The following is a 15,356-nucleotide window of genomic DNA, read 5'->3' as shown; positions in this document are numbered from 1 at the left end:
TGTCCATTGGCCGGAATTTCTACCGAATTGCGCGGGATCTTTAAGCGTAATATTGCCTCCCGCGAAATGGCTATCGTTCGTTACCCGCGATGGTTGTCCGGAGCGAGCTGCTTCTCCAAGAGCAGCTCCGCAGCCTTCCGGAAATACTCCGGATCAAAATCGGACCTATCCAAGTAGCTCTTCATGACGAATCCGTCATACAACATCCTCAGCTGCGCAGTCAGCTCCTCGGGCTGTCGTGCCCCGCCCTCCCTTGCAAGCTCTAGAACCCGAGACCAGAAGCTCCTCTGAATGTCCAGCAATTTGACGTGGGCGGGGTGATCCGGATCCGGGAATTCGACCGCCGCGTTCAAGAACGGACATCCCCGGTAATCCGGCATCCCCATCTGTTCGGTCACATCGTGAATGAGGGTGTGGAGCTGTTCCTTAGGGGAGCTCGGATACAGCTGTCTCAGTTTTTCCAGTTTTTCTACTTTTAGCTCATCCCTAGATTCCAGATAAGCAACCGCCAGATCATCTTTCGTCGCGAAACTTCGATAGAAGCTTGCCTTGGCAACGCCGGATTGCTTGATAATCCGATCGATGCCGACCGCCCGTATTCCCTCCATGTAAAACAATTCTGAGGCGACCCGCAGTATACGATCTCTAGCCGATTCTTTTTTCATCTTAGACCCCCGTTTCTATAGGTTTGGAAAAAAGCGCATTGACATGAGACAGATCTGTCTGTATCATTTCATCATGAAGAGACAGACCTGTCTCCTCCATTATATGAAATCCTCTCGCCTCCTGTCAATTGAGCGAGTAGTGAGAAAGGGGAACTTTCTATGCCCAATACACTTTCGGACGCTTCCGCCCAGTTGGTGCGGACTCGTGACCCCGTCTCCAAAGGAGACGGACGCAGATCGCGTCTGATGCTGCCGGCTCTGCTTTTGCCTGTATTTATGGCAGTGTCGAACGCGTTCATCGTGAACGTAGCCACGCCTTCGATCCAGAAAGGGCTCGGGGCCAGCTTCGCCGATGTACAATTCATACTTACCGGGTATACTCTTACGTTCGCCGTTTTGCTGATTATCGGCGCCCGGCTGGGCGATCGGTTTGGACGCCGGAGAATGCTGTTCATCGGGGTGGCCTTATTCACGATCGCTTCTCTGTTATGCGGCTTATCTGCCCATGTCACTATGCTCATTGCGTCGCGCGTGTTGCAAGGCGTTGGCGCCGCTCTGTTAATGCCGCAGGTTTTATCTCTCATTCAAGCCAATTATACTCTGGAACGTCGAGGTGCGATCTTCGGCATGTATGGAGCGACCCAGGGAATTGCGGCGACGGCTGGGCAGATCATCGGCGGGCTGCTTCTCCGCATGAATTTGTGGGATCTGGATTGGAGAGCGGTGTTCCTGATCAGCGTCCTGCTCGGGGCTCTGATATTGGCCCTGATTCCGTTTATTCCAGAATCCGGCTCGTCGGATCGCGCCGGACTGGATTGGATGGGAGCCGCACTCGCCGCTGCCGGCTTACTGATGCTCGTCTATCCGCTCGTGCAGGGACAGCGTGAAGGATGGCCCGCCGGCCTCGTCGTCAGTTTGCTCTTGTCGGCCCCTGTGTTGGTTTTGTTCGCCTGGTACGAACGGCGACTGTTGCGCCGCGGCCGACTCCCATTTATGAATATCGATCTCTTTAGACATAAGGTGTTCACGTTCGGCATTCTCGTCGTGCTGCTGTTGATGTCGTCGCAGGGCGCCTTCTTCCTTGTCTCCGCCTACATGCTTCAGCTTGGACTTCATTTCTCGGCTCTGCAAGCAGGTCTTGTCATCGGGTCGATGGGAATGGGCTATTTCCTCGCATCGCTGTTCTCTTCCCGAGTCGCTGCGAAGCTTGGAGCCCATGTGCTGACCGTCGGTTCCATCTTGACGACTGCAGGTTACCTGCTGCTTAGCTGGGCGGTCCGAACGACCGGAGTTTCATCCGATATCGGCGTGTGGATCCCGGCTCTAGCTGTGCTCGGCATCGGTCAAGGCTTCGTCGCCGCGCCACTGACTAACATCGTTTTGGCGAAAATCCGTACCACGGACATCGGCTCTGCATCCGGTGTCATGACAACCAGCATACAGATCGCCTCTACGATCGGAATCGCCCTGATCGGCATCGTTTGGCTTAGCGCTCTTGGAGCCCATACCGGCTCGGTCTCCGCCTATCCCGACGCGTTTAACATTTGCCTATATGTGCTGGCCGCCGCCACTGCGCTCATCCTGCCGCTGGCATTGATGCTGGCGGGGCGAAACGGAGCCCGTCGATCGTGAAAGAGAATAAGCCCACGCGCAACCTGGGGCTAACTTCAACTTATAAGGTACTTCCTCCCAAACCTTGAACGACCGGTATCAACTCCCGTTGGTATAGAAGATTGTTCTTTGCGGTGCCAAGAGGACAAAACACAAACAAAAAAAGAGGCCCGAAGGCCTCTTTCCTAACTGCAGCGGCTGTAGCCGCAGTTGCTGCAATTTTTACAACCTTCGCTGTTAATCAGCGAAGCCGAGCCGCAGGACGGGCACAAGTCAAGAGACGTCGCCGCGCTGCGTGTTACCGCGTATTGAGCGGGCGTTTCCATCACGACCTCCTGCGTGGCGGTGATGTAATCGTCCGCGCTGTCGGAGAAATCGCCATGCATTTCAAGCGCCTTGGCGACAGCGTCGGCAATCGACTCGACGCGGTTCGCGCCGAAGCCGATCGCACCGGAGCCGCCGATGCCCTTAAGGTGCTTGATCAACAGCTGCACCTTGTTGCCATGGTCGCCGTAGCGCAGAAACAGCGAGCAGACGCGTCCGAGCGCTTCGGACATCGCGAAGACATCGGAGCCGGCTTTGCCGACGTTCAAGAAAATTTCGCTCGGGCTGCCATTCATATCGTTAATCGTAATGTAAGCCATCCCGAACGGGGTGTTGAATTTATACGTCGCCCCGCGCAGAGCCTGCGGACGGCGTTTGTATTCCTTGTCGAACACCTGCTCCGTCTTGGCGTCAATGTTGACCGTCAGCGATTGGGACAGGTTGGTGAGCGACTTCTCCTCGCCTGCAGCGGATGGCTCGGCCGCCACCACCGGTTTCGCTTCCGCAGCCTTCTCTTCCTTCTTGTCCGTGCTCAGCACCTGCACGTCGCGGCTGCCGTCCCGATAGATCGTCACGCCTTTGCAGCCCAGATCGAAGGCAAGCTCGTACAGCTGCTTCGTTTCTTCAACCGTAAAGTCGGACGGGCAGTTCGCCGTTTTGGAGATCGAGCTGTCCACCCATTTTTGAATGGCGGCCTGCGCGCGAATATGATCTTCCGCGGACAAATCCATGGCGGTCACGAAATAGTCCGGCAGCTCTTCGTTCGGATGCCGATCCTTCCATTCTTGAGCGATCGGCACGTATTGCTTGTCGAAGCCGAGACGGCTTTGACGGTAGTACTCGAACGCAAAGTACGGCTCGATCCCTGTCGAGGTTCCCACCATCGTTCCCGTGCTGCCCGTCGGCGCTTGGGTAATGACCGTGACGTTGCGCATGCCCTTTTTCTGGATGGCGGTGCCCACTTCCGGGAAGACGGACGTCATATGCTTCATGAAGCCGCTCTGCAGGAACGGTTCCGCTTGGAACTGCTTGAAGGAGCCCTTCTCTTCCGCGATATCGGCGGAAGCCAAATACGCTTCCTTCGCCATGAAACCATACAGCTTATCGAGGAATTCGAGCGATTCCGGACTGCCGTAGCGAATGCCAAGTTTAATCATCAGCTCGGCGAGGCCCATAGAGCCGAGTCCGACACGGCGCTCGCCCTGCTGGTTCACCCGGTTTTGCTCAAAGTGATACGGCGTTTTGTCAATAACGTTATCCAGGAAACGCGTGGAATAACGGACGACCTGGGCAAGCTCGTCCCATGCCACGTCGTGATTATGCTCATCGTAAAACTTGGACAGGTTGATCGCGGACAGATTGCATACGCCCCACGCCGGCAATCCCTGCTCGCCGCAAGGGTTCGTGCAGATGATCGGGTTGAAATACCAGCTGTTGGACATCTGGTTATAGTATTCCATAAACACGACCCCGGGCTCTGCCGATTTCCATGCGGACTCGATAATCGTATGCCACACGTCGCGCGCTTTGACCGTACGGTAATGGTTTATTTTTTTACCGGTCTTTCTCCACTTGTCCAAATCGCCGTCCCACAGATCGTCATACTCGGGGTCGGTCGTATCCGGATAGACCAATTCCCAGTCCAGATCCTCTTTGACCGCCTTCATAAAGCCGTTGCTGACGCATACGGACAAGTTGGCGTTCGTGATCTGGCCCATCGTTTGCTTCACGGTAATAAAATCGACCACGTCCGGATGCCAGTCGTTGATCATCAGCATCAGCGCACCGCGGCGGCTTCCGCCTTGTTCGATCAGGCCGGTCGTGTAGCTGAACAGTCCTCCCCATGATACCGCGCCGCTCGAAGAACCGTTGACGCCTTTGACCACGGAACGCCGTGGACGAAGCGAGGACAAGTTAATCCCGACGCCGCCTCCGCGCGCCATAATTTCCGTCATTTCGGACAGCGTCGCCATAATGCCTCCTCGGCTGTCATGCGGGGACGGGATGACGTAACAATTGAACAGCGTCAATTCGTCGCTTGCATCCGCTCCTGCGGCGATCCGCCCGCCGGGCACAAGCTTCCAATCGTCGAGCACGTAACGGAACTTGTCCGTCCATTCCTTGCGTTTCTCCGGAGTTGCTTCCACGGAAGCCATGGCAGCGGCCAAGCGGTCCCACATCTGCTGCGGCGTTTTTTCCAGCGTCAGCGTCAGCTTCTCGACGGAGGAATCGACAACGTCTCCGCTCCGCAGCTTGACTTTGACCTGGTTTCCTTGACGTTCAATGACTTCCCCTACTTCCTTGGCCGGAAACTTCGGATCGTCCTTCGTCAGCACCAGTACCGTATCTCCCACCTTCGTGTTGCGGGTGTCGGCATCCTTCATCGCATAACGGTCAAGAAATATTTTTTCGCTTAAGCCTTCCAATTTGGTCTGCTGCACGGTCTTCAAAACAACAACCTCCCGGAAATATGTTCAAAGATCAATCACAATATCTGGTATGCGAAAATCATTATACAATACAATATATTGTGTTACGAATAGGCAAAAAGCGGATTTAACGATGTAGTATGGAATACAATCCCGCTAGCTTCTTTTTTCGCGGTCAGGCTCTCTTTTTCGTTGACGAAATATTCATCTTTTTCGACAAAACCGACCTTAGCTGACGGAAAACCGGAACTATGTACACCCAAAAACATGTTGAAACGAACCTTGCGAACCCGCCCTTTGCTTCGTTTTGACAATGAATCAGCCGATTGTTAGTCTAGTAATAGTATAACCGAATCCAGCAGCATTATCAAACGTATGTTCCCATTTCCAAAACCTACATCATACGGGAGGTGTACCCATGACTCCGATTTACTTGATCCAAGACAGACTCGTTCCCAAGGAAGAAGTTCGCGTCTCGCCGGACGACCGCGGGTACTATTTCGGCGACGGCATCTATGAAGTATTCCGCGTCTACGGAGGCAAATTGTTCGAAGCCGAGGCGCATTTCAAGCGGCTGGAGCGCACGGCGGCTGCCGTCCGCATAGACTTACCCGCTGCGTCAAGCGAATTGCAAAAGCAGTTGGAACAATTAATCGCCGCAAACGCGCTCATCGAAGGCACCGTTTACCTCCAGATCACCCGCGGTACGGCGTCTAGAGCCCATGCGATTCCCGCTGATGCCGAACCTGTCCTTATGGCTTATACGACCGAGCTGAAGCGTCCCGTTCGCACGATGCAGCAGGGCATCGCCGTCGTTACGATGGAGGATATCCGGTGGCTGCGCTGCGACCTGAAGACGCTCAACCTGCTGCCCAACACGTTGGCGAAGCAGCACGCGCTTAATCAAGGCGCGGACGACGTCGTATTGCACCGCAGCGGATTGGTCACAGAGTGCAGCGCCTCCAACGTGATGATCGTCAAAGAAGGCGCAATCATTACCCATCCCGCCGACAACCTGATCCTGCACGGGATCACGCGCGCCGTTGCGCTGCGTCTGGCCCGCGAGCTCGGCATCCCGGTCGCCGAAACGCCGTTTACGCTGGAGGATCTCCGGCAGGCAGACGAAGCGTTCGTCACCGGTACGACCATCGAAGTAACGCCCGTCATTTCCGTCGACGACATTCCCGTCGCCTCAGGCAGCCCGGGTTCGGTCACGCGCCGCCTGCAGCAAGCCTTCGAACAGGCCATCTCCTCCTGCATCCCTCAATGAACGAACCAAAAAACCTTCGGAGAGATCATCTCCGAAGGTTCCACTCTGCATTGCCGTATTTTTCTTCCGCCAGCCGTTCCGCCAGCTCCAGCTCGTACGTGGTCAGCTCTCCCGGAACCAGCTTTACGCCCAATCCCTCGGCCATGCCGGCCAGAAACGCCTCTTCCGTCTGCGCCAACCCGACCGGCGGTTGTTCGACGCCGCGAAGCAGATCGTTGATCGCGACCGCCTTCTTCAAAAACTGCTGCTTCATCCGTTCCATGATCCGTTCGTTCTTGAACCTGAGCAGCCGGAACAACTGGTCCGCATCAAGATCGAGCAAAATCGACCCGTGCTGCAGCACGACACCCTTCTGCCGGGTCTGCGCACTACCGGCCACCTTGCGTCCCTCCACGACGAGCTCGTACCAGGAAGGTGAATCGAAACAGGCCGCCGAGCCCATCGACTCGTACTTGCTCTTGTCCTCCTCGCTTTCGAGCTGGACCATATCGGCCGCCAGCCCGAGCTTGCGGAACCCGAGCAGCAGTCCTTCGCTCAGCACCCGATACGCTTCCGTCACGCTTCGCGGAATGCCCGGATAGTCCTCAGACACGATGATGCTGTACGTCAGCTCCTTGTCATGGAGCACCGCCCTTCCCCCGGTCGCCCGCCGGACGAAGCCGATGCCTTCGCGCTCCAGCGCATCGAAATCGATCTCTTCCGTCGCTTTCTGAAAATAACCGATCGACAGCGTCGGAGGATTCCAGCCGTAAAACCGTACGGTAGGCGGCGCCGCTCCTTCGCCGTGCGCCGTCAGTATCGCTTCGTCTACCGCCATATTGTAAGCCGGCGAACCATAGCCGGACCGAATCCATCGCCATTCCTGCGTCATCCGCGATCCCTCCCTTTTCTGTCGCCACCGGCGCAGACCGCAAAGCCCGCTCACTTTACCGCTTAACGGCCAGACATTTTGCCGCCCGCAAGCCGGGAACCTGCATCTCCCGATCGGGCTTGTCGGCCTCGCCGGGCTTCACAAACGCAACGGCGCCGTCTTCCCCAAGTGCGACGAATTCGTCCCCGCTCTTGTCCAGCGCCACCGGCCGGTGATCCCAAGCCAGATGGGTCTGCTTGCGCGTTTTTAAATCCAGCACGGACAGCGGCTTCTCGATATCCGGATGGGCTCCGGTCGCATCGAAGCGCGCGATCAGCATCTTGCCGTTCAGCGCTTGCATCGCGTACGAGTACGGCCGGGTATTGGAGACAAAATGGTGCGCCAACTCGTAAGGCTGCTGCTGCGGGTCCCAGCGGTAAATTTTGTTTGACCATTCGGTCTTGTTGCGCTGCGAGATCATCATATAGATGTCGCCGCCGGAATCGGCTTCCACTTGATCGAGCGGGTACCGCCGGGCCTCGGCGATCAGCTTGCCCCATTCTCCGGTCTCCAAGTCGACCTTATACACATTCGAGCTAGTTGCCGCATTGTTGGACGTCACAAGCCACAGGTCTTTGCCCCGTCCGGTAATGTCCTCGATACCGCCCGGCAGCATCCATTCCTTGACCCACTTGTGCTCCTTCAACTGATAAATGCCGACCTTCGCATAGTCGCCGTCCTTCTGCGCCGTTTTATCGGCGGAAGCAAGAAACATCAGGTCCCCGTAAATGTAGCTGAACTTGGGCGAGAAGCCCGGCGTCGGATACATTGTGAAGCTGTCGCTCCTGCTGTCCCGCAAATAAAAGCCGCGAGACGCCTTCGGATCGGACGGCTGAAATACGGTGATCGCCATGTGCTCGCCCGTATAACTGAGCGAACTGACCGGCTGCTCCGTCTGCAGCACCTCCCGGGCTTCGTTCGTTTTGCTGTTGACGCTGAATACCCGGTTATCTCCAGCTACGAGCAGGTCGCCCGTCTCATCCAATGCTTTGGAAGCTTCCGCATCGACCGGCGTCGTGCGAGGCTTGGCATCCGAACCGAATATAGAACATCCGGCACAGGCCGTTGTCAACAGAACCGTGAGGCAGATACGAACGCGTCTGCTCAAAGATAGCTCTCCCTCTCTTTATCGTTCCGTCACCGCGGAAATCAAGAGCCCGGCGTCCGTCCGCCAGGCCCCATCCCTTTCATCATATAGCATTGCCGGTTCGTTTGAAAGACTTTATTTTCGTGCATACTAAAAATTGACTCGATTCGTTACCCGATGGAAAAGGAGCGCGTCCGATGCAATCCACCGAGCAAAAAGAACACGTGCGTCAATTGAATGAGCATGTTCAGCTGTATTTTGAACGGGATTGGTTCGAGGAGCTGCACGACCGGGCGGAGCGCAACGGTCCGTGGGATGACTGGACGATGTTCCGGCTGGCCGAAGAGGCCGAGCAATCGGGGCTAATCCGCAGCTTCGACGAGCTCCAATGCTTGTCGCATTTGCCGAATCTGGTGCCGATGGACCATCAGATCGATACCGCCAAAAAAGTACTGACCGAGATGCGCGGACGGGCCATTCTCGCGGACGAGGTCGGGCTCGGCAAAACGATCGAGGCCGGACTCATTCTCAAGGAGTACATGATCCGCGGACTTGTCCGCAAGGTGCTCATCCTCGTGCCCGCTTCGCTGGTGCTGCAATGGGTGCGCGAGCTGAACCAGAAATTCGGCATTTCCGCCGTCGCCCAGAAGAAAGAATACATGTGGGCCGCCAACGATGTCGTCGTCGCTTCGATGGATACGGCCAAGCGCGACCCGCATCGGGATATCGTGCTCGGCCTGGAATATGACATGCTGATCGTGGACGAGGCGCACAAGCTGAAGAACAAAAAGACGACCAACTACCAGTTCATCAACGAGTTGCGCAAAAAGTACTGTCTGCTGCTGACGGCGACGCCGGTGCAGAATGACCTGAAAGAGCTATATAACCTGATTACCCTGCTCAAGCCGGGACAGCTTGGCGGCCAGGGGAGCTTTCAGGCGAATTTCGTCGTGGACAAGCGGATTCCGAAGAACGAAGAGCAGCTTCAGCACGAGCTGAGCAAGGTCATGATCCGCAACCGGCGCAGCGACGGCAACGTGAATTTCACCAAACGGATCGTGCGCAATATTCCTTTGCAGCTCTCGCCCGAAGAGCAGGCGCTGTACGACGGCGTGACCAACTTCGTCCGCAGGCGTTATGAGGAGTCCGGCGGCGATATCGGCAGCATTTTGTCGCTTGTGACGCTGCAGCGTGAAGTGTGCTCCAGCCGGGATGCGGTATTCATCACGCTCGTCAATTTATTCAAGAAAACCGAAGAAAACTCGCCGCTCCGCGCCAAAATCTGGGAGCTCGTCGAGCTGATCCGCAGCATCAAAGCGAATACGAAGGCCGAAAAAGTGATGGAGCTGATCGGCGACATCGGGGAAAAAGTGATTATTTTCACGGAGTACCGTGCGTCTCAGGAATATTTGCTGCAATATTTGAAAGATCGGAAAATTTCGGCCGTCCCTTACCGGGGCGGCATGAACCGGGGCAAAAAAGACTGGATGATGGACTTGTTCCGCAACCGGGCCCAAGTGCTGATCGCGACCGAAGCCGGGGGCGAAGGCATCAACCTGCAATTTTGCCACCATATGATCAACTTCGACCTTCCGTGGAACCCGATGCGGGTGGAGCAGCGGATCGGCCGCGTGCACCGGCTCGGTCAGCAAGAGGACGTCAAAATCTACAACCTCTCCACCCTCGGCACCATCGAGGAGCATATCTTATCGCTGCTGCACGAGAAAATCAACATGTTCGAGCTGGTCATCGGCGAGCTGGATACGATTCTGGAGCGGTTCGAGAAAAAAACGTCGCTCGAATCGCACCTGGCCAAATTGATCTTGTCTTCGCGCAGCCAGGAAGACATCCGCCGGCAGCTTGACGAACTGGGGCGCTCGTTCACCGACGTCCGCTCCGAGGTAGAGCAGGAGTCGCAGGAGAGCATGCGGCTACAAAGCGTGCTTAACGCGGTAGGCAGTCCCATCCGCGGGCAGGACCCCGGCGGGGAGGAGGTCCGGCTATGACGATGACGGCGGACCAAATCCGTTCCTTCGTGCTGCGCTATCTGGAAGCGGAACAATGCGACATTATGGAGAAGCATCCGGCCTACGTGACCGTAAAGCTGTCGCCCTCCGCCGACAAGGATTTGAATCACCGCCCTTATTATTGGAGCTTCGTCGAACGGACCGGCGTTACTCCGGAGACGATGACCTGCACCTTCGTCTTCGACCCGGAGGCTTACCGCGAGCTGCAGCCGCACGGTCCTCCCGGCGGGCCTCAACCCGGCGTCAGCACCGCCGCTCCCGGGATCGCGGGCACGGCCGGGACGCCGCCCGGCGGGCCTCCTGCGGGAACAGCGGCGCAGCCGGGTACACCGCCTGGCGGACCGCAACCGCCGCAGGGAAACAGCATCCTCGGCCGCTATTTCGGCTTCGTGCCGACGTCTTTTACCGCGCGCATTCCGCGGGACGAAGTCACTTACGGCAGCCGGCGGCTGGAGCAGCTTTTTGCCGCTGTCCGGTCCAAGGGCAAGTATGTCCGGCTCTTCGAGCAGCATGTGCCCGAGCAGCCCAGACGAACCGCGACCGTTCCTTACGACAGTTGGCTCGCCGTTAATTACAAGGTGGAGCTCGCCTGCGATATGAAGCGCAGCGAAATTCACTCTCTGGGCATCCAGCTTCAGACGGGCGTGATCCGCGAGCGGTTCATGGATTGGATCGCTCCGCTCACTTTTACGCCGCAGTTGCCCGCTCACGTCTACATTACCCCGGACCGGATTGCGCTGCCCCGCGCGGTGCTTTACCTGGAAGAGCATCTGGAAAGCAAGCTGGCCAGATACGACCACCGCTGGGCGAAGGAAGCCCAGCTTCGGCTTGCGGATGAACAAGCCCGCATCCGCGATTATTACGAGTCGCTGCTCAAGACCGCAGAGCCCGATCAACGGCCGGACATCGAGGCGCAGTACGCCGGCCGCGCCCGGGAAATCGAATGGCAGTACCGCCCGCGCATCCGAATATCCGCCATCAACTGCGGATTGTTCCATGTTTCCTCTGCGAAACCGCCCGCGTACTGACGAACATGCGCGAAACGGTGCGTTTTTCAGGGGAAAGTATTTTTGGACAGACTACAGGTTCTAACAATCTTTTTGCCGCATACCTTGTACAATAAAGGCATATTCGCAGCGGAATGCGCATAATACCAATTTCAGGCCAACGACTCCTAAGCGAAGCAGGTGAAACTATGAAAAAGTTTACGTTCGCGCTCGTCTCGCTGCTGCTCGGCACAAGCCTGCTTGCGGCCTGGCCGCTCGAATCGCCCTCCGCACATGCGGTGGAGGAAACGAAGCCAGCGGCTCCCCCGTCCGCGCCGCCGAAGGAACCGGCAACCGACATTGCCGCTCCGACGCTGCAAGCGGCCGTGGAGCGGTTTATGAAGCAGCTCGCGCTCCAGCCCGGCTTCGAACCATGGCAGCAGGCGACCTGGACAAGCTATCCGCTCGGACCGGGCATGCACGGCTGGGTCATCATCGTAAGCGCCGAAGGCTCGGAAGCGGGCTATCTGGTCATCCACTCCGGAGAAGCGGATACGTACAGGCTGACCGAGTACGGCAAAGGCTCCTACCCGTTATTCAGCTTGCAAACGCTGCATCGAAGCTTGGTGCAGCTTGAACTTATCGAATATCCGCATCAAACCGAGAGATTATACTTCGGTCCGCTGCAGGCTCTCTGGAAAATTACCGTGCAGAACGCGGACCGCATCTGGTATATCGACGCCAAAACCGGCGAGGAAATGCCTTTCACCGGCGACGCCAAGCTTCCCAAGAGTAACGCGGCGCCCGCGCCGAATGTCCAAGCATTCACCACTACCGATGCCAAGCATACGATAAAGGAAAGCGGACAATCGGAGCCCGCCGAGCCTTATGCCAGGCTGCCGTGGGTACAAAGCAAATCGGGCAAGCCAATGCCCTTCGACGATCTGAAGCAGTTGATCGCTCAAGGCAGCAAGCCGGTGTACGCCGCCCAGCTTTACGAAGGCAGCGTAACCGTGCCGCTTCCCGTCGCAGGCTTTCAAGTGTGGTCCAGCGGGGATCGCTTCGTGCAATTCCGGCAGGACGACGACCGCTTTCTTCCCTACGAGGCGCTGCAGCGTCTTGGCAGCTTTTACCCTTAACCTACGGTTTTCTCCTCTTCCCTATATAGAAAAGCTTCCCGCCTGACGGCAAGAAGCTTTTCCTTTTTTATTTTATCCACTGTTGCTTCCACCGCTCCGCTCTCTTGCCCAAGCTTTTCCCGAGACGCCGGGCGCCCTCGCGCACAGGCTTCGTCCACATGCCGATCGCCACCGGGAGCATGCCGAACCAGCGGTACTGCCACGGCTCCTTGCCTTCCCTTCTATCCGCCCGCACTTGTCTGCGCACTTCCTTCGGCATCTCGATGTACCGGACGAACCGCTCCGTTACATATTTCACAAGCTCGTCGCTTTTCGCCATTCCGCCGTTCACCTCTACATCCCAGTATGAACCGCACCCGGTTGCGGCAAACCTGTCTTCGTCCTATAATGAAGTCGAGCGTAAAATCGCGGTCCGGTTGGTAGCCCGGATGCACGGGATCTCCCAGCTTTTCGGAGATGCAAGCCCGTGTCATATCCTTCCCCCCTCGGGATGTCCATCGCTCGCAAGATCTAAGGAGGGGAAAGCATGAAGCTTACCGTTTATTTTGAAGGTGAATTTTGGGTAGGTGTGACGGAACACGAAACGGACGGCAAGGTCAAAGCCACTCGTTACGTGTTCGGCTCGGAGCCGTACGACGCCGAGGTGATGGAGTTCGTGCAGTTTCGGATGCTGCCGCTGCTCGCGCAAACATCGGTGGGCGTTAGCGTCGATGCCACGGCCCGGCGGGGCCGCGTCAATCCGAAGCGGCTCGCCCGTGAAGCCGCCCGCGAGATGGATCGCAAAGGTATCCGCGGCGCAGCGCAGGAAGCGCTAAAGCTCGATCTGGAGCACCGCAAGAAGACGCGCAAGGTCGTCTCCCGGGAGCAGCGGGAAGCCGAGAAGGAACGCAAACGCGAAATCGCCATTCAAAAAGCGAAAGCGAAGCACCGTGGCCGGTAACGGTCGCGTGCAAAAAAACACCCGGATGCCGGGCTGTCTATAGGACAGTCCGACAATCGGGTGTTTTTGCCATAGTGATGAGGTTTAAATCTTTTCCGGTGCTTCGATACCGATCAGCGCCAGGCCGTTCTTCAGCGTAATCCTTACGGACTCCACGAGCGCAAGACGCGCTTTGCGCACTTCGGCATCCTCCGCCTTCAATATCTTGCATTCATGATAAAACCGGTTGAAGCTTTGCGCCAGATCGACCAAATACCGGCTAATAATGGAAGGCTCCAGCTTATGCATCGCCTGCTCGACCCGTTCCTTGAACAAGTACATCTGCTTCAGCACGCCTTGCGCCTCTTCGTTCTCCAGGTGCTTCGGATCGAAGCCTTCGAACGACTGCGTCTCCGAGGGATCAGCTTTCGACAGTACGCTGCATGCCCGCGCATGCGTATACTGCACGTAAGGACCGGTTTCGCCTTCGAAATTCAGCGCCTCGTCCCAAGAGAAGACGATATCCTTGATCCGGTTGTTGCTCAGATCGTTGAAAATAATCGCTCCGACGCCGACCTTGCGCGCGACTTCGTCTTTATTTTCGAGATTCGGATTTTTCTCTTCGATAATTTCGCGGGTCTTCTCGATCGCTTTACCCAGCAGATCCTCCAGGTTGACGACCTTGCCCTTCCGGGTCGACAGCTTCGCGCCTTCCAGGCTGACTTTGCCGAACGGCACGTGCAGCATTTGCTTCGACCAATCGTAGCCCATCAGCTCGATCACTTTGAACAGCTGGTTAAAATGCAAGCTTTGCCCCGCATCGGTCACATAGACAGCTTTGTCAAAATCGTACGTGTTCTTGCGGTACTTGGCCGCCGCCACGTCGCGCGTATGATACAGCGTTCCGCCGTCCTTTTTCACCATTAAGGCCGGAGGCATATTGAAATCGTCGAGCCTGACGAGCAGCGCTCCACCGTCTTCTTCCAGCAGGTTTTTCGCCTTAAGCTCGTCCAGCACTTCCGCCATTTTATCGTTATAGAAGCTTTCGCCGGCATACGAATCGAACTTCACGCCGAGCAGATCGTACATCTTGTGGAACTCCTTCAAGCTGATGTCCACAAACCAGCGCCACAGCTTGTGCGCCTCCTCGTCTCCCTGCTCCAGCTTCACGAACCAGGCACGCGCCTCGTCCTCCAGCTCCGGCTTCACGTCGGCTTCGTCATGGAACTTGACGTAAATGCGCTGCAGCTCGTCGATGCCTTCCGCTTCGACAGCCGCCTGGTCTCCCCACAGCTTGTAGGCGACGATCAGCTTGCCGAACTGCGTGCCCCAATCGCCGAGATGGTTAACGCCCACGCTGTTGTATCCCATAAAGTTGAAAATATTATAAAGCGCATTCCCGATGACCGTCGAGCGGAGATGCCCGATATGGAACGTCTTCGCAATGTTCGGCGAAGAGAAGTCGATGACGATGTTGCGTCCTTGACCGTATTCCTGCGAGCCGTAACGGTCTTGGCGGGTTAACACTTCACCGACGACTTCATTGGCGAAAACAGCCGGGTTCAAAAATACGTTAAAATAACCGGACACCGCATCGACCCGTTGAACCGACGCATTGTCGCTCCAGCCAGCCTTCAGCTCTTCCGCAATCGCCTGCGGCGCCTTCCGGAGCTGCTTGCTGAGCTTAAAGCAGGGCAGCGACAAATCCCCCATCTGCGGATTCGGCGGATATTCGATCAGCTCCGCCAGCGCTTCCTGCGATATGCCCTCAAGCTTTGCCGTCAGCTGTCCGGCCAACCATTGTTTGTAATTCATTCACGATGTGCCCCTTTCTTCGAACGAACGCCGCCATCCCGCAGTACGCTTTCATACAAGAAAGCACCCCGGTCGGGGTGCCGTTTTTCAACGTCGCACGTAGGTTTTGCCAGCCTTTGCATATGTTCCATTATATCGGGCGCGAAAAACCGAGTCAAGCCGGGTTTGCTGCGT

12 protein-coding genes are annotated in these 15,356 nt (G+C 56.7%); 6 read left to right on the top strand and 6 right to left on the bottom strand.

From position 1 onward, the window contains the following. Positions 1-80: 80 nt before the first annotated feature. Complete coding sequence (locus tag PEL01S_RS14285; protein ID WP_063187379.1) at positions 81-665, bottom strand: TetR/AcrR family transcriptional regulator; 585 nt, start codon at positions 663-665, stop codon at positions 81-83. Between the two features lie 159 nt (positions 666-824). Between PEL01S_RS14285 and PEL01S_RS14280 the strand changes: the two genes are divergently transcribed. Beyond that, on the top strand, positions 825-2,297 hold the full coding sequence (locus tag PEL01S_RS14280) for an MFS transporter (RefSeq protein ID WP_127460762.1): 1,473 nt from the start codon (positions 825-827) through the stop codon (positions 2,295-2,297). 164 nt (positions 2,298-2,461) lie between these two features. On the opposite strand, the gene PEL01S_RS14275 is transcribed toward PEL01S_RS14280, so the two are convergent. Beyond that, a complete protein-coding gene (locus PEL01S_RS14275; RefSeq protein ID WP_063187375.1) occupies positions 2,462-5,050 on the bottom strand; it encodes an adenosylcobalamin-dependent ribonucleoside-diphosphate reductase in 2,589 nt (862 codons plus the stop codon). A gap of 397 nt (positions 5,051-5,447) precedes the next feature. Here PEL01S_RS14275 and dat point away from each other — a divergent pair, with 397 nt between their 5' ends. Beyond that, complete coding sequence (dat, locus tag PEL01S_RS14270; RefSeq protein ID WP_127460761.1) at positions 5,448-6,299, top strand: D-amino-acid transaminase; 852 nt, start codon at positions 5,448-5,450, stop codon at positions 6,297-6,299. A gap of 25 nt (positions 6,300-6,324) precedes the next feature. Here dat and lipM read toward each other — a convergent pair whose 3' ends face one another. Together lipM and PEL01S_RS14260 are read right to left on the bottom strand one after the other, a co-directional pair. Next, the gene (gene lipM, locus PEL01S_RS14265; RefSeq protein WP_127460760.1) at positions 6,325-7,170 is read right to left on the bottom strand and encodes an octanoyltransferase LipM; all 846 of its coding nucleotides are present in this window, start codon (positions 7,168-7,170) and stop codon (positions 6,325-6,327) included. Between the two features lie 55 nt (positions 7,171-7,225). Further along, entirely contained in the window at positions 7,226-8,317 is a 1,092-nt protein-coding gene (locus tag PEL01S_RS14260; RefSeq protein ID WP_127460759.1) for a hypothetical protein, read from the bottom strand. A 176-nt stretch (positions 8,318-8,493) separates the two neighbouring features. Here PEL01S_RS14260 and PEL01S_RS14255 point away from each other — a divergent pair, with 176 nt between their 5' ends. The 3 genes from PEL01S_RS14255 to PEL01S_RS14245 all read left to right on the top strand — a co-directional run bounded on the left by PEL01S_RS14255 (position 8,494) and on the right by PEL01S_RS14245 (position 12,448). Further along, entirely contained in the window at positions 8,494-10,302 is a 1,809-nt protein-coding gene (locus PEL01S_RS14255; protein WP_127460758.1) for a DEAD/DEAH box helicase, read from the top strand. Continuing rightward, the gene (locus PEL01S_RS14250) at positions 10,299-11,351 is read left to right on the top strand and encodes a YqhG family protein (protein ID WP_307722004.1); all 1,053 of its coding nucleotides are present in this window, start codon (positions 10,299-10,301) and stop codon (positions 11,349-11,351) included. Before PEL01S_RS14255 ends, PEL01S_RS14250 begins: the two co-directional genes overlap by 4 nt. A gap of 167 nt (positions 11,352-11,518) precedes the next feature. Continuing rightward, complete coding sequence (locus tag PEL01S_RS14245) at positions 11,519-12,448, top strand: hypothetical protein (RefSeq protein WP_127460757.1); 930 nt, start codon at positions 11,519-11,521, stop codon at positions 12,446-12,448. A gap of 67 nt (positions 12,449-12,515) precedes the next feature. Here the strand turns inward: PEL01S_RS14245 and PEL01S_RS14240 are convergent, their stop codons facing one another. Continuing rightward, positions 12,516-12,767: a YqzE family protein gene (locus PEL01S_RS14240; protein ID WP_108530744.1), complete on the bottom strand. Its 252-nt coding sequence runs from the start codon at positions 12,765-12,767 to the stop codon at positions 12,516-12,518. A gap of 207 nt (positions 12,768-12,974) precedes the next feature. Here PEL01S_RS14240 and PEL01S_RS14235 point away from each other — a divergent pair, with 207 nt between their 5' ends. Next, a complete protein-coding gene (locus PEL01S_RS14235; protein ID WP_127460756.1) occupies positions 12,975-13,388 on the top strand; it encodes a YjdF family protein in 414 nt (137 codons plus the stop codon). An 84-nt stretch (positions 13,389-13,472) separates the two neighbouring features. Here PEL01S_RS14235 and argS read toward each other — a convergent pair whose 3' ends face one another. Further along, positions 13,473-15,182 (bottom strand): arginine--tRNA ligase, encoded by a 1,710-nt coding sequence (gene argS, locus PEL01S_RS14230; RefSeq protein ID WP_127460755.1) that lies wholly within the window; start codon positions 15,180-15,182, stop codon positions 13,473-13,475. Positions 15,183-15,356: the final 174 nt, after the last annotated feature.

Source organism: Paenibacillus elgii NBRC 100335 (genome assembly GCF_004000865.1).
In the GTDB taxonomy this organism is placed as follows: domain Bacteria; phylum Bacillota; class Bacilli; order Paenibacillales; family NBRC-103111; genus Paenibacillus_G; species Paenibacillus_G elgii.
This window is presented reverse-complemented; position numbering and strand designations above follow the sequence as displayed.